23 protein-coding genes are annotated in these 22,270 nt (G+C 69.1%); 7 read left to right on the top strand and 16 right to left on the bottom strand.

The genetic code is table 11. The features are described 5' to 3' along the window. Positions 1-40: 40 nt before the first annotated feature. Complete coding sequence (locus ACFVW6_RS26810; RefSeq protein ID WP_378825856.1) at positions 41-397, top strand: hypothetical protein; 357 nt, start codon at positions 41-43, stop codon at positions 395-397. Between the two features lie 445 nt (positions 398-842). On the opposite strand, the gene ACFVW6_RS26805 is transcribed toward ACFVW6_RS26810, so the two are convergent. Beyond that, positions 843-2,621: an AMP-dependent synthetase/ligase gene (locus tag ACFVW6_RS26805; protein ID WP_378825853.1), complete on the bottom strand. Its 1,779-nt coding sequence runs from the start codon at positions 2,619-2,621 to the stop codon at positions 843-845. Between the two features lie 40 nt (positions 2,622-2,661). After that, positions 2,662-3,969 carry an ABC transporter permease gene (locus ACFVW6_RS26800; RefSeq protein ID WP_378825851.1) on the bottom strand — a complete coding sequence of 436 codons (1,308 nt, stop codon included), beginning with the start codon at positions 3,967-3,969 and terminating at the stop codon, positions 2,662-2,664. A 77-nt stretch (positions 3,970-4,046) separates the two neighbouring features. Here ACFVW6_RS26800 and ACFVW6_RS26795 point away from each other — a divergent pair, with 77 nt between their 5' ends. Beyond that, positions 4,047-4,637, top strand: a complete 591-nt coding sequence (locus ACFVW6_RS26795; RefSeq protein ID WP_378825849.1) for a TetR/AcrR family transcriptional regulator — start codon at positions 4,047-4,049, stop codon at positions 4,635-4,637. Positions 4,638-4,643: 6 nt separating this feature from the next. Here ACFVW6_RS26795 and ACFVW6_RS26790 read toward each other — a convergent pair whose 3' ends face one another. From ACFVW6_RS26790 to ACFVW6_RS26755, 8 genes are all read right to left on the bottom strand, one after another. Further along, a complete protein-coding gene (locus tag ACFVW6_RS26790; RefSeq protein ID WP_378825847.1) occupies positions 4,644-5,426 on the bottom strand; it encodes a carbonic anhydrase in 783 nt (260 codons plus the stop codon). Between the two features lie 297 nt (positions 5,427-5,723). Continuing rightward, on the bottom strand, positions 5,724-8,108 hold the full coding sequence (locus ACFVW6_RS26785) for an ATP-binding cassette domain-containing protein (protein WP_378825845.1): 2,385 nt from the start codon (positions 8,106-8,108) through the stop codon (positions 5,724-5,726). Positions 8,109-8,165: 57 nt separating this feature from the next. Continuing rightward, entirely contained in the window at positions 8,166-8,576 is a 411-nt protein-coding gene (locus ACFVW6_RS26780) for a VOC family protein (protein ID WP_378825843.1), read from the bottom strand. A 10-nt stretch (positions 8,577-8,586) separates the two neighbouring features. Continuing rightward, entirely contained in the window at positions 8,587-9,027 is a 441-nt protein-coding gene (locus tag ACFVW6_RS26775; RefSeq protein WP_218720192.1) for a helix-turn-helix transcriptional regulator, read from the bottom strand. After that, positions 9,024-9,503 carry a MerR family transcriptional regulator gene (locus tag ACFVW6_RS26770; protein ID WP_378825840.1) on the bottom strand — a complete coding sequence of 160 codons (480 nt, stop codon included), beginning with the start codon at positions 9,501-9,503 and terminating at the stop codon, positions 9,024-9,026. Before ACFVW6_RS26770 ends, ACFVW6_RS26775 begins: the two co-directional genes overlap by 4 nt. A gap of 9 nt (positions 9,504-9,512) precedes the next feature. Further along, entirely contained in the window at positions 9,513-10,058 is a 546-nt protein-coding gene (locus ACFVW6_RS26765; protein WP_378825837.1) for a class I SAM-dependent methyltransferase, read from the bottom strand. A 17-nt stretch (positions 10,059-10,075) separates the two neighbouring features. Next, the gene (locus ACFVW6_RS26760) at positions 10,076-10,633 is read right to left on the bottom strand and encodes a cysteine hydrolase family protein (protein WP_365011761.1); all 558 of its coding nucleotides are present in this window, start codon (positions 10,631-10,633) and stop codon (positions 10,076-10,078) included. A gap of 29 nt (positions 10,634-10,662) precedes the next feature. Further along, positions 10,663-11,448 (bottom strand): N-acetylmuramoyl-L-alanine amidase-like domain-containing protein, encoded by a 786-nt coding sequence (locus ACFVW6_RS26755; RefSeq protein WP_378825834.1) that lies wholly within the window; start codon positions 11,446-11,448, stop codon positions 10,663-10,665. A gap of 256 nt (positions 11,449-11,704) precedes the next feature. Between ACFVW6_RS26755 and ACFVW6_RS26750 the strand changes: the two genes are divergently transcribed. Continuing rightward, positions 11,705-12,754, top strand: coding sequence for a glucose 1-dehydrogenase (locus ACFVW6_RS26750; protein WP_378825832.1), 1,050 nt, complete (start codon positions 11,705-11,707; stop codon positions 12,752-12,754). A gap of 4 nt (positions 12,755-12,758) precedes the next feature. Here ACFVW6_RS26750 and ACFVW6_RS26745 read toward each other — a convergent pair whose 3' ends face one another. After that, entirely contained in the window at positions 12,759-13,463 is a 705-nt protein-coding gene (locus ACFVW6_RS26745) for a DsbA family oxidoreductase (protein WP_378825830.1), read from the bottom strand. A 197-nt stretch (positions 13,464-13,660) separates the two neighbouring features. Here ACFVW6_RS26745 and ACFVW6_RS26740 point away from each other — a divergent pair, with 197 nt between their 5' ends. Together ACFVW6_RS26740 and ACFVW6_RS26735 are read left to right on the top strand one after the other, a co-directional pair. Next, complete coding sequence (locus ACFVW6_RS26740; RefSeq protein WP_357347030.1) at positions 13,661-14,365, top strand: histidine phosphatase family protein; 705 nt, start codon at positions 13,661-13,663, stop codon at positions 14,363-14,365. A 36-nt stretch (positions 14,366-14,401) separates the two neighbouring features. Next, positions 14,402-16,267: a Na+/H+ antiporter gene (locus ACFVW6_RS26735; protein ID WP_355272124.1), complete on the top strand. Its 1,866-nt coding sequence runs from the start codon at positions 14,402-14,404 to the stop codon at positions 16,265-16,267. Here ACFVW6_RS26735 and ACFVW6_RS26730 read toward each other — a convergent pair. Then, positions 16,243-16,809, bottom strand: coding sequence for a TetR/AcrR family transcriptional regulator (locus ACFVW6_RS26730; RefSeq protein WP_378825827.1), 567 nt, complete (start codon positions 16,807-16,809; stop codon positions 16,243-16,245). The two genes, ACFVW6_RS26735 and ACFVW6_RS26730, sit on opposite strands and share 25 nt — an antisense overlap. 214 nt (positions 16,810-17,023) lie before the next feature. Here ACFVW6_RS26730 and ACFVW6_RS26725 point away from each other — a divergent pair, with 214 nt between their 5' ends. Continuing rightward, a complete protein-coding gene (locus tag ACFVW6_RS26725; protein WP_378825825.1) occupies positions 17,024-17,632 on the top strand; it encodes a TetR family transcriptional regulator in 609 nt (202 codons plus the stop codon). Positions 17,633-17,645: 13 nt separating this feature from the next. Continuing rightward, positions 17,646-18,302, top strand: a complete 657-nt coding sequence (locus tag ACFVW6_RS26720) for an enoyl-CoA hydratase-related protein (protein WP_378825823.1) — start codon at positions 17,646-17,648, stop codon at positions 18,300-18,302. A gap of 6 nt (positions 18,303-18,308) precedes the next feature. On the opposite strand, the gene ACFVW6_RS26715 is transcribed toward ACFVW6_RS26720, so the two are convergent. The 4 genes from ACFVW6_RS26715 to ACFVW6_RS26700 form a co-directional block, all read right to left on the bottom strand. After that, positions 18,309-19,151 (bottom strand): Abi-alpha family protein, encoded by an 843-nt coding sequence (locus ACFVW6_RS26715; RefSeq protein ID WP_355273024.1) that lies wholly within the window; start codon positions 19,149-19,151, stop codon positions 18,309-18,311. 2 nt (positions 19,152-19,153) lie between these two features. Next, positions 19,154-20,572, bottom strand: a complete 1,419-nt coding sequence (locus ACFVW6_RS26710) for a hypothetical protein (protein ID WP_355272131.1) — start codon at positions 20,570-20,572, stop codon at positions 19,154-19,156. 128 nt (positions 20,573-20,700) lie between these two features. Continuing rightward, positions 20,701-21,486, bottom strand: coding sequence for a universal stress protein (locus tag ACFVW6_RS26705; RefSeq protein ID WP_378825821.1), 786 nt, complete (start codon positions 21,484-21,486; stop codon positions 20,701-20,703). An 84-nt stretch (positions 21,487-21,570) separates the two neighbouring features. Continuing rightward, a complete protein-coding gene (locus ACFVW6_RS26700) occupies positions 21,571-22,269 on the bottom strand; it encodes a dienelactone hydrolase family protein (protein ID WP_378825819.1) in 699 nt (232 codons plus the stop codon). Position 22,270 lies beyond the last annotated feature (1 nt).

The raw sequence follows: 22,270 nt of genomic DNA, 5'->3' as shown, positions 1-22,270 counted from the left end.
GGGCGTAGAGTTGGTAACCCCGGGGCCTCAGGAGTAGACGATGTCCATACGCGCCATACCGGTGATAGTCCGGACCGCTGCGATAGCTGTGGCCGTGGGCGCGGCCACGCTCGTCGGTGCGGTCGGTCAAGCAGTCGCCGATGTCGAACCCGGCACATACACCTCGACGACATGGTCGGCCGGCATCGTGCTCCTGCAACGCGACGGGCGAGTGGAAGACGGGAACCTGGTCTTGATAGGGCGTTATCCGATTCATCCGACGCCCGACGGTGGTTACGTGGACCTGTTTCCCGGCCACCGGGTCGTGCTGATCAGCGACGGACAGGGCGGGTACGCGGGTCCGGCATATTTCGGTGACGTGGTGATCGGTTCCATCACTCTGACGCCCAAGCGTTGACCCCGGACAACAACGGCGGGGGAACGATCGACGTTTCGGCTGGCGCTGCACGTAACGTTCTAGTTGACATAATGTGCATTATCGGCGTTTGAACGGCGCCGGTCGGGTGGGTGTTTTGCATTATTGGATGCAGCGTCTGCCGACATGCATTGCGTGCCGACCGATGGCCGGGGCGCCCACGCTGTTCCACATTGGTCCGCCAGAACTTCTTCGCATTCACAACGCCGCGTATCGACGGCTTCGATATGTGACGTCGAATTCCGCGTTCGCCACCGGATGGTCAATTCATGACCGCTCGTGATGAATGCCTTCAGCTGCCGGTCAACGGCTCCCGATGTCGAGAAATCATGGATTCGCAGGTCTATGGCGACAGGGTGCACACTCCCCCTCCACTTCCCCGGTGCCTTTATTTCGTCACTGTGACGAAATAAAGGCACCGGGGAAGTCATGAATAGATCGCGTCGACGTCGGTCGCGTACTTCTTCATGACCTCCGCACGCCGCAGCGACATCTTGGGAGTCAGCTCGCCGGTCGCCTCGGTCCAGTCGGACGGCAGGATCCGGACCTTCTTGATGGCCTCGGCGTGTGACACCAGCGTATTGGTGTCGGCGACGGCGGCATCGATCTCGGCGACGAGATCGGAATTCTCGACAAGGGTCTGGACCGGTGTATCGGCGGGCAGGTTGTGCCGTTGCCGCCAGCCGGGAAGCGCCTCGGGATCGAGGGTGATCAGTGCGCCGACGAACGGGCGGCCGTCGCCGACGACCATTGCCTGACCGATCAGCGGATGTGCGCGCAGGGAATCCTCGAGCAGGCCCGGCGAGACATTCTTGCCGCCCGCGGTGACGATGATTTCCTTTTTGCGGCCGGTGATCGTGAGGTAGCCGTCCCGGTCGATGGCGCCGAGGTCGCCGGTGCGGAACCAGTCGTCGGTGAACGCGTCCGCGGTGGCGTCGGGGTTGCCCCAGTACTCGTGGAACACCACGGGGCCGCGCAGCAGGAGTTCGCCGTCGTCGGCGATCTTGATGGCGTGCCCGTCGGTCGGGCGGCCCACGGTGCCGACCCTGGTGTGCTGCGGGGTGTTCACGGTGATGGCCGCGGTGGTCTCGGTGAGTCCGTAGCCCTCGTAGATGGGAATGCCCGCGCCGCGGAAGAAGTGGCCGAGGCGGGCGCCGAGCGGTCCCCCGCCGGAGACGGCCGCTCCGCAGCGTCCGCCGAGCGCGCCGCGCAACTGCCGGTACACGAGCTTGTCGAACAGGGCGTGCTCGAGCTTCAGCAGGAGTCCCGGCCCACCACTGTCCAGCGACTCGCTCCAGGCGATGGCGGTCTCGGTGGCTCGGTCGAAGATCCGGCCCTTGCCGCCGGCGTGCGCTTTCTGCTTGGCGCCGTTGAAGACCTTCTCGAACACGCGTGGCACCGCGAGGATGAAGTGCGGTCGGAAGCTGCCGAACTGGTCGACGAGGGTGGACCAGTCGGCGCTGAACCCCACGATGACTTTGGCATCGAGGGCGGCCAGGGTGACGGCGCGCGCGAACACGTGCGCGAGCGGCAGGAACATGAGTGTCTTGTGGCCGTCGACGACGAAGTCCGCCAGTTCGATCCGGTCGGACTTCGATTCCGCGTAGAGGTTCGCGTGGGACAGCAGGACGCCCTTGGGTCGTCCCGTGGTGCCCGAGGTGTAGATCAGGGTGGCCGGGGAGTTCGCGTAGACCTGTGCGCGCCGGGTGTGGACGGTCTCGTCGTCGAGGTCGGCGCCGCGCCTGGTCAGTTCGGCGACCGCGCCCTGGTCGATCCGCAGGATCTCGGTGAGCGCGGGCAGTGCGGCGCGGTCGATCTGGTCGATGACGCGGCGGTGCTTGTCGCTGTCGACCACGAGCAGCTGGGTCGCGGAGTCCTGCAGGATCCATTTGGCCTGCTCGGCGGCGGAGCTGTCGTAGATGGCGACGGTGCAGCCGCCGGCGGCCCAGATGGCGTGGTCGAGCACGACCCACTCGTAGCGGGTGGGGGCCATGATGGCGACCCGGTCGCCGAGCCCGACGCCGGAGGCGATGAGGCCTTTTGCGACATCGGTGACGGTGCGCGCGAATTCGGCGGCGGTGACGTCGCCGGTCGCGACGTCGAACAGCACCGTGTCCGGCGAGTGTTCGGCGTGCCGGAACACGCTGTCGGAGTTGTTCGCGTGTTCCGGAACGGTGTAGGAAGCGGGGGCTTCGAACTCGCGCATCAGGTGCCCTTCCACGTGGGGGTGTCGAGTGAGGTGTCCGCTAGTGCGCGGTGGCTGGTTCCTGGCGGTGGTCGAGGCCGAGCCGGTGCAGGCCGCGCAGGTCGTAGAGGTGGGTGGCGACGGCGCCGAGGACCAGTCCGATCGCCAGACCGACGAGGGTCATCCAGAGACCCTGGCCCATACCGGCTTCGAGGTTGCCGTCGAAGAACAGGATGGCGCGCACGGCGAGGTAGATCTGGTGCATGGGTTCGAAGGCGGCCAGGTCGGCGATCCAGCGCGGGGTGGCTTCGAGTGGGATGGTGCCCGAGGACGACGGGATGCCGAGGACGACGAAGACGATGAGGTTGATCATCAGGCCCGCGGTGCCGAAGGCGGCCATGACCGACAGGCCGGTGACGGCGATGGCGATGATGGCGAGGGTGCCGTAGAGGAACAGCATCAGCGGTCGCTCGATGGACATGTCGAGCAGGGCGCCGATGCCGAGGAAGACGCCGGAGGCCAGTGGTGCGCTGATCGCGGCGATCGCCCATTTGATGAGCAGGGTGCGCCAGCGGCTGATCCGGGCGCGGGCGGCGATCTTGTGCCAGGGGCCGTACTCGGCGGGGACGAAGCCGAGGGAGCCGTCGACGAGGGAGTTGATCATCATCGCGCCGCTGAAGCCGACGATCAGCAGGACGAGGGTGTAGAAGAAGGCCGCCAGGCCTTGGCCGGTGCCTTCGGGTAGCGGGTGGTACGGGGTGACGACGACGTCGATGGGCTGGGTGAGCTGGAGCTTGGCCGCGCCGCTGAGGGGTGCGGTGCCGATCGCGCCGCGGACCTGGTCGGTGAGCTGTGTCCCGACGGTGGTGTTGACCTGGGTCATGGCCTGGTCGGCGATCGTCGCCATGATCTGGGCGGCGAGGGTGCCCGCGCGGGGGTTGGTCAGGACGGAGATGATCGGCTGTTCGACGTCGCCGGGGACGATCGAGGACGCGCCGAGGACGGCGACGCGTTTGGTGAAGTCGCCGGGGATGACGATGGCGCCGTAGACCTCGCCGTTGCGCAGTTGGCGTTGGGCTTCGTTGAGGCCGACGGTGCGCAGGTCGATCTTGTCGGCGGGGATGTTCTCCCCCAGTGCCGTGGTGATCTGGGCGCCGAGGTTGGTGGGTGTGCCCGCGAGGGTGTCGCCGACGTCCTGGTTGACGACGGCGATCGGGAAGTCGTGCAGGTGCTTCTGTGGGTCGGCGGTGTAGCCGAGGTACATGGTGCCCAGGAGTGCGGCCAGCACGGTGACCAGCGTAATCGGTGCCAACCACTCGCGGATCGGCATGCTGCTCGGCGGGCGCGGCGGCGCGGTGTTGTCAGTCATGGCATCGTCAATGTAGTCAGCGACTACAAAGTAGTCAATGCAAACATTTGGTGGCAGTCGGATATCCTGCCACCACCATGTCCTTGCACTCGCGCTACCACCACGGAGACCTCCGCGCCGCGCTGCTGCAGCACGCCGAGGCGGCGCTGCGCACGGTCGGGGCGGACGGCCTGTCGCTGCGTCAGCTGGCCCGCGACACCGGGGTCAGTCACGCGGCTCCGAGCCGGCACTTCCGGGACAAACAGGCGCTGCTCGACGCGCTGGCCGTGACCGGGCTCGAACGGCTCGGCGCCTGCTTCGAACAGGCCGTGACGACCGGCCCGATCACGACGCGACTGCAAACCTTCGCGCGGGCCTATCTCCGCTTCGCCCTCGACAATCCCGAACTGCTCCCGCTGATGTTCGCGCGCAGGCACAGCTCCACCGACACCGGCATCCAGGCGGCCGCGGATCGCGCCTTCGCCATCCCGATCGCGATGATCGCCGAGGGGCAGGCCGCGGGCGAGATCGTGCCCGGTGACCCGAAACGGCTCGGGGTGACCGCGCTGGCGGCCGTGCAGGGTCTGGCGACCTTCGTCGGGTCGGGGTACACCGCCGACTACGACGCCGAACAGCTCCTCGACGATCTGGTCCGGCACATGACGCTGGGGCTACTCCCCCGGCCGTGATCGGTCCTAGTCGGTCCCGGCGAGGATGACCGGGCGGCCGTTGCGTGGCTGTGTCGGCCGGTTGCTGTGCGGGAACAGGGCGCGATACCGATCGACGTCGGCGAGCGCGACGGGACTCGGGGTGCGCAGCACGATCCAGGCCACACCTTCGGTGCACGGCGGCGTGGTCAGCGAACCCTCGTAGCGGAACTGGGCGAGATCGTCGGGAAGGAATGTGCGGGGGTCGATATTGCTCAGGGTGCGGGTGGCGCCGACGCGATCCGGGGACGCGGTGAGGACCCTGCTCACCGGCGCGGGCCCGGGCTGAGCGTGCAGCAGCACGGCGAGGACGGCCAGCCGTCCGGCCGCGTCGGTGTGCACGAGGTGCAGTTCCATGGCGGTCTCGGTACCGACGACGGTGTGTTCGCTGGGCAGGTGAAAGTGGTACTGGGTCAAGGAGAACGGGGTGCCGTCGACGATGATCCGGTTGCCCGAGCCGGCGGGCACGCTGGTCTGGATGGTGTGGCCGGTGTTGGTGAGGGTGGCCGTCGGGGTCGGTCCGTAGACGATCTCGATGTGATCGGCGGGGTGCGCCTCGGCGGCGTCGGGGAGGTCGATCGGTGACTGGGCGTGACCGTTGCGGCAGGTGGCGTAGTGCTTGTCGAGATCGGCCCAGTGATCGGGTCCCTCGGCGTCGTAGTCCCAGTGGGGTGCGGTGGCGGTGGTGTCGGCGGCGCCGCACCCGGCGACCGCGAGCACTGCCAGGGCGGCGAACGCCTTGCGGCGGTTCAGGACGACTCGATGTGTCACCGGCGCGACTCCTTGCCACGATTCGGCCACCGGTCCGGCGCTGTCGGTCGACGCGTCCGGAGGCGGGGCGATCAGAGCGCACGCCGAAATCAGCGAGTCACCGACGTCTCAGGAATGTCCGATTGGTACCGAATATCCCTCTGGTGCAAGTGATTTCGCGTGCAACGGACACTCAGGCTAGGCCGGTGAGTGCGGCGCGGACCAGAGGGGAAGGCGGCGAGATACGTCACAGCGGACGCGACGGGAAGTGGGACTCCTCCCCCGGGAACCGTTGTCCCGGGGGAGGATAGCGACGGCTCAGGCGCCGACGTAGTCCGCGAGATGCTCGCCGGTGAGGGTGGATCGGGCGGCGACGAGGTCGGCCGGGGTGCCTTCGAAGACGATCTGGCCGCCGTCGTGACCGGCGCCGGGGCCGAGGTCGATGATCCAGTCGGAGTGGGCCATCACGGCCTGGTGGTGTTCGACCACGATGACCGACTTGCCCGCGTCGACCAACCGGTCCAGCAGGCCGAGCAGCTGTTCGACGTCGGCCAGGTGCAGGCCCGTGGTCGGTTCGTCGAGGATGTACACCCCGCCCTTGTCGGACATGTGGGTGGCGAGCTTCAGCCGCTGGCGTTCACCGCCGGACAGCGTGGTGAGCGGCTGGCCGATGGTGAGGTAGCCGAGGCCGACCTCGGTGAGATGGGTGAGGATCTTGTGGGCGGCGGGTGTCTTGGCCTCCCCCTCGCCGAAGAACTCACGGGCCTCGTCGACGGGCATCGACAGCACCTCGCTGATGTTCTTGCCCGCGAAGGTGTAGTCGAGCACCTCGGCCATGAACCGCTTGCCCTCGCACACCTCGCACACCGTGGAGACACCGGCCATCATGGCCAGGTCGGTGTAGACGACACCGGCGCCGTTGCAGTTCGGGCACGCCCCTTCGGAATTGGCGCTGAACAGGGCCGGTTTGGCGCCGGTGGCCTTGGCGAAGGCCTTGCGGATGTGGTCGAGCAGGCCGGTGTAGGTGGCGGGGTTGCTGCGCCGGGAGCCCTTGATGGGCGCCTGGTCGATGGAGATGACGCCCTCGTCGATCGGGATCGAGCCGTGCACGAGCGAGCTCTTGCCCGACCCGGCGACGCCGGTGATCGCCACGAGCACGCCGAGCGGGATGTCGACGTCGACCGCGCGCAGGTTGTTGGCCGTGGCGCCGCGGATCTGCAACGCGCTCCCCGACTCGCGCACCGTGTCCTTGACGGCGGCCCGGTCGTCGAAGTGGCGGCCGGTGACGGTCTTGCTGGCGCGCAGGCCGTCGACGGTGCCTTCGAAGCAGATGGTGCCGCCCTTGGAGCCCGCGGCGGGGCCGAGGTCGACGATGTGGTCGGCGATGGCGATGGTCTCGGGCTTGTGTTCGACGACCAGGACGGTGTTGCCCTTGTCGCGCAGGCGCAGCAGCAGATCGTTCATGCGCTGGATGTCGTGCGGGTGCAGGCCGGCGGTGGGCTCGTCGAAGACGTAGGTGACGTCGGTGAGTGAGGAGCCGAGGTGGCGGATCATCTTGACGCGCTGGGCTTCACCACCGGACAGGGTGCCCGAGGGGCGCGACAGCGACAGGTAGCCGAGGCCGATCTCGACGAACGAGTCCAGGGTCTGGCGCAGCGATTCCAGCAGCGGGGCGACCGAGGGGTCCTCGATGCCCTTGACCCATTCGGCGAGATCGGTGATCTGCATGGCGCAGGCGTCGGCGATGCTGATGCCGTCGATCTTGGACGAGCGGGCTTCGGCGCTGAGGCGGGTGCCGTCGCAGTCGGGGCAGGTGCCGAAGGTGACGGCGCGCTCGACGAAGGCGCGCACGTGCGGCTGCAGCGCGTCGACGTCCTTGGACAGCATGGATTTGCGGATCTTGGGGATCAGGCCCTCGTAGGTGAGGTTGATGCCGTCGACCTTGATCTTGGTCGGTTCCTTGTAGAGCAGGTCGGCGAGCTGCTTCTTGGTGTACTTCTTGATCGGCTTGGCCGGGTCGAAGAAGCCGCTGCCCTTGTAGATGCGGCCCATCCAGCCGTCCATGCTGTAGCCGGGGATGGTGAACGGGCCCTCGTCGAGCGACTTGTTCTCGTCGTAGAGCTGGGTGAGGTCGATGTCGTTGACGGTGCCCTTGCCCTCACAGGTGGGACACATGCCGCCGGTGATGCTGAAGCTGCGGCGTTCCTTGACGGTGACGCCGTGCTTCTCGACGGCGACCGCGCCGGAGCCGCTGATCGAGGCGACGTTGAAGGAGAAGGCCTGCGAGGAGCCGATGTGCGGGTCGCCGAGGCGGCTGAACAGGATGCGCAGCATGGCGTTGGCGTCGGTGACGGTGCCGACGGTGGAGCGCGGGTCGGCGCCGAGGCGGGACTGGTCGACGAGGATGGCGGTGGTGAGGCCTTCGAGGACGTCGACGTCGGGGCGCGACTGGCTGGGCATGAAGCCCTGGACGAAGGCGCTGTAGGTCTCGTTGATGAGGCGCTGGGATTCGGCGGCGATGGTGCCGAAGACGAGCGAGCTCTTGCCGGAGCCGGAGACGCCGGTGAAGACCGTCAGTCTGCGTTTGGGGATCTCGACGCTGATGTCGCGCAGGTTGTTCACCCGGGCGCCGTGCACCCGGATCAGGTCGTGGGCGTCGGCCGGCTCGACGGTCGCGGTACTGGACTTCTTGGCCGTGCTCATGGATCTCCCTCAGGTCGGTCGGCGTCGCCGGTTTCTCGAATCTACCGGCGGTGGTGCTTACTTGGTCTGCTGGATGCGAACCATGTTGCCCGCGGGGTCACGGAACGCGCAGTCGCGGATTCCGTAGGGCTGATCGGTGGGTTCCTGTACCACTTCGGCATCACCCGCCTGGAGCTTCTCGAACAGGCCGTCGAGGTCGTCGGTGGCGAGGTTGATGCCGGCGTAGGTGCCCTTGGCCATCATCTCGGTGATGACGCGGCGCTCGTCGTCGGTGATGCCGGGGTCGGCGGCGGGCGGGTGCAGCACGATGGCGGTGCCGGGCTGGTCGGGCGGGCCGACGGTGATCCAGCGCATGCCGTTGTAGCCGACGTCGTTGCGGACCTCGAAGCCGAGCGCGTCACGGTAGAAGGCGAGGGCGGCGTCGGGGTCGTCCTGGGGCAGGTAGCTCTGGTGAATGGTGATGTTCATGGCGACCACGCTAATTGTCGCGGGAGACCGGCGCTTCTCGATTCCTGATCGGTCTGGTCACCTTCTTGACCACGCACGACGGCATGCCCTGGGTCGCCAGCGCCTCCTGCCGGTAGACGCTGGGCGGGACGCCGACGAGTTCGGTGAAGCGGGTGCTGAAGGTGCCCAGTGAGGACGATCCGACGGCGAAGCAGACCTCGGTGACGCTGAGGTCGCCGCGGCGCAGCAGCGCCATGGCGCGTTCGATGCGGCGGGTCATCAGGTACGAGTAGGGCGATTCACCGTAGGCGAGGCGGAATTGCCTGCTCAGGTGCCCGGCGGACATGTGCACGCCGCGCGCGAGGGCTTCGACGTCGAGTGGTTGGGCGTATTCGCGGTCGATCCGGTCGCGGACGCGGCGCAGCAGGGCGAGGTCCCGCAGGTGCTGGGGCCGCTCCGGCGTGCTGGTCACCTGCGCGATCGTCTCATGTCGGGGCGGGGTTTCCCAGCACGGGACGGTGTCATCGGCCGGTCTCGGAGGGCACGTGCGGTAGCCGGGCGGACGGCGGCGACCTGGTCGAGGAAGTGCGGGCAGGTGCGGAAATCCTCGGCGTCGCAGTCCAGGACGTGGGTGACGGCGTCGAGGGCGGCGCGGGTGCGGGCGAGCTGGTCGGCGAGGCGGGCTCGGTGGGCGTGCAGGACTTGCGTGCGGGTGGCGCGGTCGGGTGCCCGGGTGAACAGCAGGGTCAGGTCGTCCAGGGACAGTCCGGCTTTCTTGCCGAGGACGATCATGGCGATGGTGTCGAGGTCGGTGTCGCGGTAGCGGCGCCGCCCCGCCGAGTCGCGGTCCGGGGTGAGCAGCCCGCGGTCCTCCCAGTGCCGCAGGACGTGGGTGGCGAGTCCGAAGTGTGCCGCCGCCGCGCCGATCGTGGTGTGCTCACCCGTCATTCGTCGAGCCTAGGCGGTGGCACGGTAGCGGGTGACGACGGCGACGGGATGCCAGGACAGCCGGACGGCGGCGGTGTCGACGGTGCCGAATCGGGCGCGCAGGGTGTCCTGGACGGCCCCGGCGCGGGTGAACCGGAAGTCGTAGACGGTGAGGGTGCCGCCGGGGCGGAGGATGCGGTGCAGTTCGTCGGCGGCCGGGTCCAGGTCGGGCCATTCGTGCATGCTCAGGCTGGAGACGGCGAGGTCGATGCTCGCGTCGGGGTGCGGGAGGTCGGTGACGTCGGCGACGGCGAGGTCGACGGGGTGGCCGTGCAGGTTGTGGCGGGCGATCTCGATCATGTGCGGGGACAGGTCGATGCCGTGCAGGCGCAGATCGGGGCGGCGGGTCGCCACGTGAGACAGCAGTTTTCCCGGGCCGGTGCCGATGTCGGCGACGGTGGCGCCGGGTGCGGTCGCGGTGTCGATGTCGGCGGCGATGCGGCGGTAGAGGCCGCCGAGCAGCTGGGTGGCGCGGCGGTCGTAGCCGAGGCTGCGGGCGTGGTCGAAGGTGGTCATGGGACCACCGTGCCGGTTCAGGTCGACCTGAAGTCAAGTTCCGCGGTCGGGCGGACGGCGGCGGTGCGGCCGGGTGCCCGCTGATACTGCCAGTACAGGTTGGTGTGGGCGATGACCTCGGCGGGTTGCGGTGCGCCCCACGGGGTTTTGTCGAAGGTGGTGTGGGCGTCGGCGACGAGGGTGACGTCGTAGCCGCGGACGAACGCGCCGTGGATGGTGGATCGGATGCACGCGTCGGACTCAGCGCCGGCGACGACGAGGTGCCCGGCGCCCGCGTCGGCGAGCAGGTCGTCGAGCGGGGTGTCCTCGAAGGAGTCGCCGTACCGTTTGTGCACGAGGGGTTCGTCGTCGGTGCGGGTGAGTTCGGGGACGTACTGCCAGGCCTCGGTGCCGGTGACGAGGTCGTCGCCGGAGTGCTGGACCCAGATCACCGGCACCGACGCGGCCCTCGCCCGGTCGACGAGGGCGGCGATATTGGCGACCACTTCGTCGCGGCGGATCGCTTCGCCGACGACCCCGTTCTGGACGTCGACGACGAGCAGTGCGGTGTGGGGGCGGTCGGGCAGGGTGGTCACGGCGAATCCCTCGATGGTGGTGCGGGTGGTCAGAGCGGGCGCAGCACGACGATGCCCGGCGTGGTGCGGACGTAGTCGGCCAGCGGGGTGTCGAGGACCTGGTAGGCGGCCAGCGAGGACGCGTTGCGGAACATCGGGCCGTCGGCGGTCTGGACGATCAGGCCGACGTGGGTGACGTCGAGGCCCGCGTCGGGGGTGTAGGCGCCGACGAAATCCCCGGTGCGCAGCCCGGCCACGACTCCCCCGTCGACGGCTGCCGCGGGAATGTGGGTGATCGCCCGGTCGACGACGGGCAGACCCGGCAGATAGGTGCCGCCGTCGGCTTTGGCGTTGAGGTGTTTGGTGACGGTGACCGCGGCGGGGCTCAGGCTCGCGGTGATGTCGGTGGCGGCGACGCGCCCGGTGGCCGCCCAGTCGGTGAAGAAGTGTTTGCGCTGGGTGAATTCGACGCGGCTGTCGACGTAGCGGGTGGCGACGAGGTTGCTGAGGAACTGGTCCCGGTCGGCCGAGCGGGACGCTGCCTCGAGGTAGTCGAGGAAGGTGAAGCAGTCCACGCGACGCAGGTCGACGACGAGCTGTTCGGGCTCGGTGGCCGAACCGATGAGCATGTTCGCGCCGTACGGTGTGCCGAGCAGGCGCGTGGACAGGCGCGCGAGCAGGTCCGCCCGGCTGATCGCGCCCGCGTCGGCGCGCACGGCGAGCAGTTCGTCGATCTTGCGGCTGGTGGTGTCGTCGACGGCCGGTGCCGCGAGCGCGGGCGTGGCGGCGCAGACCAGGGCGGCGAGCACGAGCAGGATCCGGACGATGATGCGCAAGACGCCTCCCAGCAGCTGGCGGTCGATCGGTGCGAGCGGTCTCCACCGTAGCCGACCCGGCGACCGGTGCTTCCGCCGTTGGGGACGATGACCGCACAGAGTGATTGCAAGCAATTCGCGATCATCGCGGTACTGCGGGATCCCGGCGGGTTCCCGTACCGTTGGCGCAGGTGGTGCGTGTGCTCGCGGGTTCGCGAGTGAGTTGCTCGTGCAGGTTGTCGACAGCGTCGCCCGGGGTGGCGGAAGGGAAACCGACATGCGTGCTTTGACCGTGGTGCCCGAACAGGCCGGTTCGCTGAGTGTGCTGGACGTGCCGGATCCGGTGGCGGGGCCGAACGAGCTTCTGGTCGACGGGGTGTCGCTGGGCATCTGCGGCACCGACCGCGAAATCGCCTCGGGCATCTACGGTTGGGCGCCGCCGGGGCGGGAACGGCTGGTCCTCGGGCATGAGTCGCTGGGTCGGGTGCGCACCGCGCCGGCCGGAAGTGATTTCGCGCCGGGCGATCTCGTCGTGGGGATCGTGCGCAGGCCGGACCCGCAACCGTGCGGGGCGTGTGCGCGTGGGGAATTCGACATGTGCCGCAACGGGCAGTACGTGGAGCGCGGGATCAAGGAGATCGACGGGTACGGGTCCACCGCGTGGGTGGTCGATGCCGACTACACGGTGCGGCTCGATCCGTCCCTGGCCGAGGTCGGGGTGCTGATGGAGCCGACGACGGTGGTCGCCAAGGCGTGGGATCAGATCGAGCGGATCAACCAGCGGGCCTGGTTCGAACCGAAGACGGTGCTGGTCACCGGCGCGGGCCCGATCGGGCTGCTGGCGGCGATGCTCGGCGCGCAGCGTGGGCTCGACGTGCACGTGCTCGACCGGTCGACGGCGGGGCCGAAGCCGGGGCTGGTGGCCGATCTCGGTGGCACCTTCCACACCGGGTCCGCCACGGCGGTGGCCGAGAAGATCAGCCCGGATGTGGTGATCGAGGCGACGGGTGCGGCGGCGGTGACACTGCAGCTGATGCAGTTCGACACTCCGGGCTCGATCGTGTGCCTGACCGGGGTGACAGCGGCGGGCAAGGATTCCCCGGTCGACGTGGGTGCGCTGAACCGCAATATCGTGCTCGACAACGCGGTCGTGTTCGGTTCGGTCAACGCCAACCGGCACCACTATCAGCTGGCCGCCGAGTCGCTGGCGAAGGCCGATCCGGCGTGGCTGGCCCGGTTGATCACCCGGCGACTGCCGTTGGAGCGCGCGCTCGAGGCGTTCGAGCCGGGTGATCACACCGATATCAAGGTCGTCATCGACCTGTAGCGGGTCAGATCTTGCAGCCGTCCGGGCCGCACGCGTCGGCGTCGGCGATCACGATCGGTGCGGGCCGGTCGTTCCAGGCGGTGGTCAGGGCCTGGGTGAAGACCTCGGTGGGCTGGGCACCGGAGACGGCGTACTTGTTGTCGAAGACGAAGAACGGCACGCCGGTGGCGCCGAGTTGGGCGGCTTCGCGTTCGTCCTGGCGGACGGCGTCGGCGTAGGCGTGCGGGTCGGCGAGGACGTCGCGCACGGCGGTCTCGTCGAGACCGGCGCGAACCGCAAGGGCGACAAGGCGTTCGGTGTCGGCGAAGACCGGTTCGGCTTCGGCGAAGTTGCCCGCGTAGAGGGCGTCGAGCAGGGCGTCCTGCTTGCCCTGGTCGAGGGCGAAGTGCAGCAGGCGGTGCATGTCGAAGCTGTTGCCGTAGTCGCGGCCGGAGGTCTGGTAGGGCAGGCCGAGCTGGGCGGCCTGGGCGCCGATGCCGCGCTCGTTGGCGGCGGCCTGGTCGACGCTGATGCCGTATTTGGCGGCGATGCGCGGGATCACGGGGCCGGACTCGTCGGCGGGCAGGCCGGGATCGAGTTCGTAGGAGCGGTGCACGACCTCGACGTCGTCGCGATGGTCGAAGTCGGCCAGTGCGGCTTCGAAGCGCGCCTTCCCGAGGTAGCAGAACGGGCAGTTGATGTCGGTCCAGATCTCTACTCTGGTGGTCAAGCGGGCCTCCTCCGGCACACGAAAATCCGGCGGCGATCCGCCGGAAATATCTGGACAGGCGTTCAATTCTCGGGGTACAACGCCGGCGACGAAGCCGCTATTCCCTGGCGCGTCCGGGCACGACGGGACGAGCACGAAGGACATCGATGGGGTTCGACCAGCGGAGGGGGTGGGTGCAGGTGCCCGAAGGATTGACGGTGCCACGCGCGCTGGACGGGTTGTGGGCCGTGCGGCACGCCCAGAGCACGGCCAACGCCTGGTACGCGGACCCGGCGACCGAATTGCGGCCGATGCGCGGCACCGACGCCGAGGTCGAACTGACCGAGCTCGGGCACTGGCAGGCGCAGTGCCTGGGTGAGTGGCTGGCCGGTCTCGCCGGCGTCCAGCGGCCGGGGCTGGTGGTCTGCTCCCCCTACCTGCGCACCCGGCTCACCTGGGCGGTGATGGCGGAGGCCGCCGTTACCCGGAACCGGCACCTGCGCCCGATCCGCACCCTGGTCGACGAGCGGCTGCGCGACCGCGAGATGGGGGTGTTCGAACTGCACCCGTACAAGGCGATCCGGCGCCGCTCCCCCGAGGAGGCGGCCCGGCGCGAACGGGTCGGCAACTGGGTCTACCGGCCGCCCGGCGGCGAGTCGCTGGCCGATGTCGCCCTGCGGGTGCGCAGCTTCCTCGACGAACTCGACGTCGTCGCGGCGGGCGAGCAGGTGCTGGTGGTCACCCACGACGCGGTGGTGATGTCGATGCGCTACATCCTGGAGGGCATGGGCGCCGCCGTGCCCGACTCGCTCGAACCGGTCCCGAACGCGTCGGTGTCGCAGTGGCGGCGCGAGGGCAGCCGGCTGGGCCTGCGGGTGTGGGGCGAGGTCGGTCATCTCGGGGGTGCCGAGCAGGTCGGCTGAGCGCGGGGGCGTCCCCGGAGTGACCGCGATGGAAGAATGCTGGTCGTGCATGTGGCGATCGGTCTGGTGATTCTCGTCGGCTCGGCGACCGCGCTGGCGGCGCTGGCGCGACGGTTCGGGGTGTCCGAACCCCTCGTCCTGACGGTCGCCGGCGTCGCCGCGTCCTATGTGCCGATGGTGCCGCAGGTGCATCTCGAGCCCGAGGTGGTGCTGCTGGGGCTGCTGCCGCCGCTGCTCTACACCGCCGCCCTGCGGACCTCGCTGGTCGACTTCAAGGACAATCTGCGCACGATCGCGTCGCTGTCGGTCGGGCTGGTGCTGTTCAGTACCTTCGCGGTGGCGCTGGTGGCCTGGTGGCTGCTGCCGATCCCGTTCGCGGCCGCGGTCGCGCTGGGCGCGGTGGTCGCGCCGCCGGACGCGGTGGCCGCGACGGCGATCGCCCGCCGCACCGGCATGCCGCGCAGCATCGTGACCGTCCTCGAGGACGAATCGCTGTTCAACGACGCGACGGCGCTGGTGTCGCTGCGGGGCGCGATCGCCGCCATGGCGGGCGCGGTGACGGTGTGGCAGATCGGCGGGGACTTCCTGCTCGCCGCGGTCGGCGGGGCGGTCGTCGGCGGGGCCGTCGCGGCGGCACTGGTGGTGCTGCGCAAGCGGATCAAGGACCCGGTCCTCGACACCACGGTGTCGCTGCTCGCCCCGTTCGTGGCGTACCTGCCCGCCGAGCACGTCCACGCCTCCGGGGTGATCGCGGTGGTGACCTGCGGGATGATCCTCGGGCACGGCGCGCAACGCTGGCAGGGCGCGGCCTCCCGGGTCGCCGAGTCGACGAACTGGCGGACCATCCAGTTCATCCTGGAGAGCACGGTCTTCCTGATCATCGGCCTGCAGGTGCGCTGGATCGTCGAGGCCGCCTGGCACAGCGGGCTGGACCGGGGCACCCTGCTGGTCGCCGCAGTGGCGGTGCTGGCCGCGGTGATGCTGGCCCGGCCGATCTGGGTGTTCACGCCGGTGCTGGTGGCCCGGCTGTTCGGGCGCGAGACCGAGCCGTTGAGCCATGCCGCGGTGGTGTCGTGGGCGGGAATGCGCGGCGTGGTGACCCTGGCCGCGGTGCTGCTGCTCCCCGAGTCGACCCCGCAGCTGCCGGTGCTGGAACTGCTGGCGCTGGTGGTCGTCGGCGGCACCCTGCTGGTGCAGGGCACCTCGCTGCCGTGGCTGGTGCGGCTACTGCGGCTGCGCGGACCCAGCCGGGCCGAGGACGCGCTCGCGAAAGCCGATCTGCTGCAACAGGCGTCGAGCGCGGGGCTGGCCGAGCTGGACAAGCGGATCGGCCCGGACACGCCGGAACCGGTGATCGAGTCGCTGCGGCAACGGCTGATCTGGCGCACCAACGCGGCCTGGGAACGCCTGGGCCGACCCGAGGCCGAACTGGTGACCCCGACAGCCGAGTACCGGCGTCTGCGGCTGGCGATGCTGGCCGCCGAACGCGATGCCGTGCTCGCGGTCCGGGACGCGGGCGCGGTGGACTACGAAGTGCTGCAGCACGTTCTCGCGCGCCTGGACCTCGAGGAATCGATGATCGACCGCTTCGACGAAGCCGACGACGAACCCGGCACCGAACCGCTCTCGGGCGCCGCGCCCGCCGACGGCTGCACCCACCTCGAACACGCGCCGCTGCTGCGGGAGCCGGACGGTGCGCTGGTGTGCCGGGAGTGCGTGGCGGAGGGGCTGGCCTGGGTGCATCTGCGGATGTGCACCGACTGCGGCAACATCGCGTGCTGTGAGTCGTCGCTGGGCAATCACGCGAGCGCTCATTACCGGTCCTCGGCGCATCCGGTGATGCGCAGCGTGGAGCCCGGTGAGGTGTGGCGCTGGTGCTACGTGGACGAGTTGCTCGGCTGAGGCCGGTGCGAATAGATCAGCCGCGCGTATTCGGCGAGCAGCTGGTCGAGTTCGGTGGGTTCGCCGGTGGCGGCGAGCTGCTGGTAGCCGATCAGCATCGCCATGCCGAACTCGGTGACGACGGTGGCGGTGGCCGTGTCGCCGACGACGCTGTCGATCACGCGATGCACGGTGCGGCGCCGGGATTCGTCGACGCGCTTGACCGCGACGTGGACCGACTCGTCGTTGGCCGCCCAGGCGCGCAGCGCGGCTTCGGCGCCGTGTTCGAGTCCGCCCGCCAGTTCCGACATGGCGCGCACGTCGGCGTCCGGATCGCCGTGGCCGACATCGAGCGCGCGTAGCTCGAGCATCTGCCGGTTCTCCCAGTGCTCGAGCAGGGTGTCCACGAACCCCTGCCACGAGCCGAAGTGGTGGTAGAACGAGCCGCTGGTGACCCCGAGGCGACGGCACAGCACACCGATGTTGAGGCCTTTGAAGCCGAACTCGGCGAGCACCGCCACGGCGGTGTCGTAGTACTGCTCCTTGGTGACCACTCGGGACATCGCGATGCCGATCTGTGCGTGCGGACAGGACCGAAGAATGCGAACAGTACCCGATCGTAACGAGGGCTCGCGCGAGCGTAACGAAGTCTACGCTGTGGCGGAATCGCGAAACGTGAGATCGAAATACCAAGTGCTGGAACAAAATCCGTGCGCTACCAGGTGACGAGTGCACCCGGATGGAATAACAGAGCAGACGCTCTGTAAACTTTTGTTCATGCCGAGACCGCGAACTCACGACCCGGAGACCGTGCTGGACGCCGCCGAGCACCTCGCCGCGCGCTCCGGTTCCGCGGCGGTGACCGTGCGCGCGGTCGCCGCCGCGACCGGGGTGTCCAACGGCGCGCTGTACCACACCTTCGGCTCCCGCCAGGAAGTGCTGGCGCGCACCTGGTTACGCGCCGCCCGCCGATTCCTGGCTCTTCAGGCCGCCGACATCGATCGCGCCGTCGCCGCCACCGACCCGGACGCGCGGATCGACGCGGTGGTCGACGCCGCCGAGACGCCGGCGCGCCTGGCCGACGTCCACCCCGACTCGGCACGCCTGCTGCTGCTCGTCGACCGCACCGAACTCCTCGACGGTGATCTGCCGGTCGACCTCACCCGCCAGATCGCCGACACCGAGAAGGCCTTGCTGACCGCGCTGTCGCGCGTCGCGCGGGCGCTGTGGGGTCGGGCCGACCGGCGCGGCGTCGCCACCGTCACCACCTGCCTGGTCGACCTGCCGACCGCGCTGCTGTTGCGGCGCGACCGGCTCACCGATCCCCTGGCCCGCAGGCATCTGCGCGCCGCTGTCCGTGCCGTGCTCGAACTCGGCCCCCGCTGAAAGGAACCCCTCCATGCCCACCCTGCGCCACCACGACGCGATCGCGATCCTCGACCTCGGCGACGGGGAGAACCGCTTCTCCCCCGATTTCATCACCGAGGTGCACGCCCACCTCGACACCGCCGTCGCCGAGGGCGCGGCCGCGCTGGTGACCACCGCGACCGGCAAGATCTACTCCAACGGTCTGGATCTGGACTGGTTGTCCGCCAACGGCGATCGCGCCGCCGAGTACGTCGAAGCCGTGCACACCCTGTTCGGCCGCATGCTCACGCTGCCGATGCCGACCGCCGCGGCCATCGGCGGGCACGCCTTCGGCGCGGGCGCCATGCTCGCCGTCGCCCACGACTACCGGATCATGCGAGCCGATCGCGGCTTCTTCTGCTTCCCCGAGGCCGACATCCGGATCCCGTTCACCAACGGCATGGCCGCGCTGATCCAGGCCAAGGTGCCGCCGCGGACCGCGGTCGCCGCGATGACCACCGGCCGCCGCTTCGGTGGCACCGACGCGCTGGCCTACGACCTGGTCGACGCCGCCGTCGGTGAGGACGCGGTACTCGACACCGCGCTGGCGACCGTCGCCCCGTTCGGCGGCAAGGACCAGCCCACGCTGACCGCGATCAAGTCGGTGATGTTCGCCGGCGTGCTGGATGCGTTGCGCGGCAAGGACTGACGCGGCTCACGGCAGCCGGGGGCCCTTGCCCAGATAGACGTCACCACGATCGTCGCTGGCCCAGCCGCCCCCGGTGTAGTCGCCGAGCACGAAACACGCGTCGCAGAACTGCTTGCCGAACACCGACAGGTAGATGCTGCGGTAGGAACTGATCGCTCGCATCTTCACCGACTTGTAGGCGGCCTGAGCGCTGGGCTGGGCCTCCAGGAACGCGTAGCGGCGGAAGTCGGCGACCGGTTCGGTGGAGAAGCGCACCAACCCGAGCCTGCTCAGATTGCCCAGGTAGTGGTGATCGCGTTCGGGCAGCGCGCAGCCGGCCATGTAGGCGATCATGTTGATGCCGTCGGCCAGGCGCTGCGAGCCGATCCCGAACGGCGCCTTGGTGCGGATGTCGATCGCGGGTTGTGGGCCCGCGACCGCCAGGAACCGCAGGATGCGTGCCTCGTCGGGAGTCAGGTCGTGCAGGATCGGCACGAACGAGGGATGCAGGTCGCGGGGCTGCTGCGCCGAATCCCAGCCCTCGGTGATCATCGCGTCGCCCATGGCCTTCAGATCCGCGGCGCCGACACTGGTTTCGGCCTGCCCGTACACCCCCGACGCGGTGCTGGTGAGCCCGAGCGCGCCCAGGGCGATCTTGCGCAGCGCGTCGATACGCTCGTCGATGATCTGCGACATCGGCTCGCCCGCGCGGATGTCGTCGGCGAGGTCGGTCGCGGTGTGCAGCGCGCCCTTGGTGACCGCGCCGACGATGTGGCGCAACGACAGTCCCGCGATGCGCGCCAACCCGACCAGGTCGGTCGGGATCCCGGGCTCCGGGGTGGGTTCGGGCAGGTTCTCGCGGTCGTCCATGCTCACGCTCCGAAGACCAGTAGGTGCAGGGCGCCGACGAGCACACCGAGCGCGCCGCCGTGCGCGTAGAGCAGCCAGGCGTCCTGTTCGATGGCGGTGTAGAGCATTTCGACGAACTCCTCCGGCGGCAGTTCGCGCAGTTTCTCGGTGGCCAGGCGGTCGACGCTGGCCGCCGTGGTCTGGGAGAACTCGACATCGTCGACCAGCCACGGCTTCATCTCCGTCGCCAGGCTCGCGCCCGCGGTGGCCTGGATGGCGTCGAATTGGCGGGGCCCCACCGCGAGCCGGGTCACCGACCGCAGCGGCCCCAGCACCCGGTCGATCTCGGCCTTGAGGAAGTGGGCGATGACCGCGCGGGTCTTGTCGCCGCTCGGCCCCTCCAGGAGCTGCTCGGCGACGACATCGAGAGTGACGATCTGATAGCCGATCGCGTGCCCGAGATCGGCCGCCGCCTGATGCTGACGTTTGGCGAATTTCGCCACCCGCCACGGGTATTTGTAGCGCGGTTGCGGGGTGGCCGGTTCGAACACCACCTTGATCGCGATGATGTTGACCAGCACACCCACCACCGCGCCGCCGAACAGCACCCACGCCCACGCGGGCAGGAAGTGCAGGATGTCGTAGAGCCAGCCGGGCAGCGAGATCAGCGCCGGGGTGTCCCCGTGCGGGGTGCTGTAGTGCAGCAACGACAACCACAGCGCGACGACGACCCCGAACGGGAACCCGATCACCCCGCTGCGGGTCATAAACCGCAACTCCGGTGCGCCGAGCCCGTAGATGACGTCCTTGAGCAGTTCCGGGCGCCGCCGCAGATAGCCGACGACCATCAGTTTCACATCGAGCAGCTGGTCGATATTGGCGCCGATGAAGTCGAAGGCGCGATCGGTGATCGCGGGCAGTTCCGCCTCCACCCGCGAGTACACGACTTCGCGTGCGCGCGGCGGCATGTCGGCCCACAGCTGCGGATGCTCGGTCACCATGATCGAGTCGACCATCGACCGCACGTTCGGCAGCGCCACCTGGGCGACCTGCGCGGAGATCTTGCGCGGATCCATCTGGTCGAAGAAGTCCTTGGCCGTGCCGATCTTGGCGACGGCGTTGTCGACCATCAAGCTGGCCATCTTCTCGGCGCGGGCCGGGATGAAGCCCTGGAAGCCGAGGATGCCGCCGGGGGCGAAGGTCGGCAGGATCTGCACCTTGCGCGGCAGCAGCGGGAAGATCGTCTTGAGGCCCGGCACATAGAACCCGGTGAAGCGCACCGGCGCGAACAGCATGATCACGCCGGTCCAGTTGGTGATCAAGCCGGCCATGGCGCTGAAGATCGGAATGCTGATCATGTCGACCCAGAACTTGCTCAGGCCGGTCGTCTTCTCCCAGTCGAGCAGGCCGAAGAAGCCCGCCGCTTCGATCCCAGCATTCATCCGGCGTCCACTCCGTCGTGTTCCGAACCTCGCGCGTTCGGGTCATCATAAGTGACCGACCAGGTGGTTTCGGGCAGCTTTCGTGGTTACCCGCTAAACCGGAGCAAACCTGAACTAAAACCTTCAACTCAGCCATGGGTGGTGTTCACCAGCAGCAGGTTGGTGTCGATGTCGTGGGTGACCTTGTTGGCGACCGAGCCCAACAGGCGTGCGGGACCGCTCATTCCGCGATTGCCGATGACGACCAGGTCGTATTTCCAGGCCGCGTTGCAGATCGCCTCGGCCGCCGGCACGCCGGTGAGGACATCGCGGCCGAACAGCTCCGGATCCTCGACCTGGGCCTGGCCTTCCACCTCGATCAGCGTGACGGCGCCGTCGTCGTCGGTCTTGGCGGCGGTCACCAGGAACGGGCGGGCGCCGAGCGCGACGGCCACGTCGTAGCCGCGGCGCACCGCGGTGATCGAGCTGGCCGACCCGTCGGTGGTGAGACCGACTGTGGTCCAGCGTTTCGGGATCTTGTGGGTGAACACCACATCGGATTCGCTGTGATGGGACACGTGATTGGCGGTCGACCCGAGCAGGCGCGCCTTCGAACTGCCCAGCCCGCCCCCACCGATGACCAGCAGGGTGCCGGGTTCGGCGGCGGCGACCTCGAGCAGGACCGCGCCCGCCGTGCCGGGCAGTTCGCTGCGCAGCACCTCGGTGACACCCGCCTCGGCGAGCACCTCGGCGGCGGCCGCGGTGTTGTCCTCGGCCCAGGCGGCGTCGGTGCCTGCCTTCAGCGTCGCTTCCTTCCAGACGCTCACGACGGTGACCCCGAGTGCGAGCTTGACCGCGAGTTCGCCGCCGACGGCGACCGCCGTCTGCGCGGACTCCGAGCCGTTGGTCCCCACCACGATGCGCTGGTACCCCATGTGACGCTCTCCGATCGACGGCAGGTCAGCTGCGCTTGGCCACAGTATAAACGCCGCACACTCCCGGCTACCGTGGTGCGCGGCTCACGCCCCGGTGCGCAGATGCCGGTCGAAGAAGGCGAAGATGCGCTGCCAGGCGTCGTCGGTGGCGGCCGCGTCATAACCGATGCCGATGCGTTCCAGCACGGCGTTTCCGGGCAGCACATTGGCGAAGCTGTGGGTGGCGTTCGGGTAGGTCTTGATGTCGTGCTCGACCCCGCCCGCGGTCAGCGCCGCCTCGAGTTTGCCCGCCGCGCCCACGAGCCCCGGATCGAGCTTGCCGTAGCTGGCAACCACCGGGCACGCGCCGTCGAGCAGCGTCTTGTAATCGCCGTAGAGACTGCCGTAGAACGGTGCCGAGGCGTGGAAACCCTGCGGCGCGGTGAGCAGCGCGAAACCGCCGCCGAGGCAGAAACCGAGTACCGCGATCCGGCCGGTGCAGTCGGGATCGGCGGCGAGGCGGTCACGCGCGGCGAGGATCTCCCCCACCGCGGGCCCCTTGCCGGTGAACGCGACGGCGCGGAACGCCTGCTGGATGCAGCGCACCCGGCCGCGCGCGAACAGGTTCGGCGCGATCGCCAGATAGCCCGCGCCGGAGACGATCTCGAGCTGGTGGCGCAGGTCGGCGTTCACGCCGAGGGCGTCGTGGAGGACGACCACGCCCGGCCACGGGCCCGGCCCCTGCGGGCGGGCGATCAGGGCGTCGATTCGTCCGGTCGGAGTATCGATCTCGATCGATTCCATG

It is taken from the genome of Nocardia sp. NPDC058244 (assembly GCF_042882065.1).
In the GTDB taxonomy this organism is placed as follows: Bacteria; Actinomycetota; Actinomycetes; order Mycobacteriales; family Mycobacteriaceae; genus Nocardia.
Note: the sequence above shows the minus strand (reverse complement) of the source record. Positions and strands in the feature narration are given on the sequence as shown.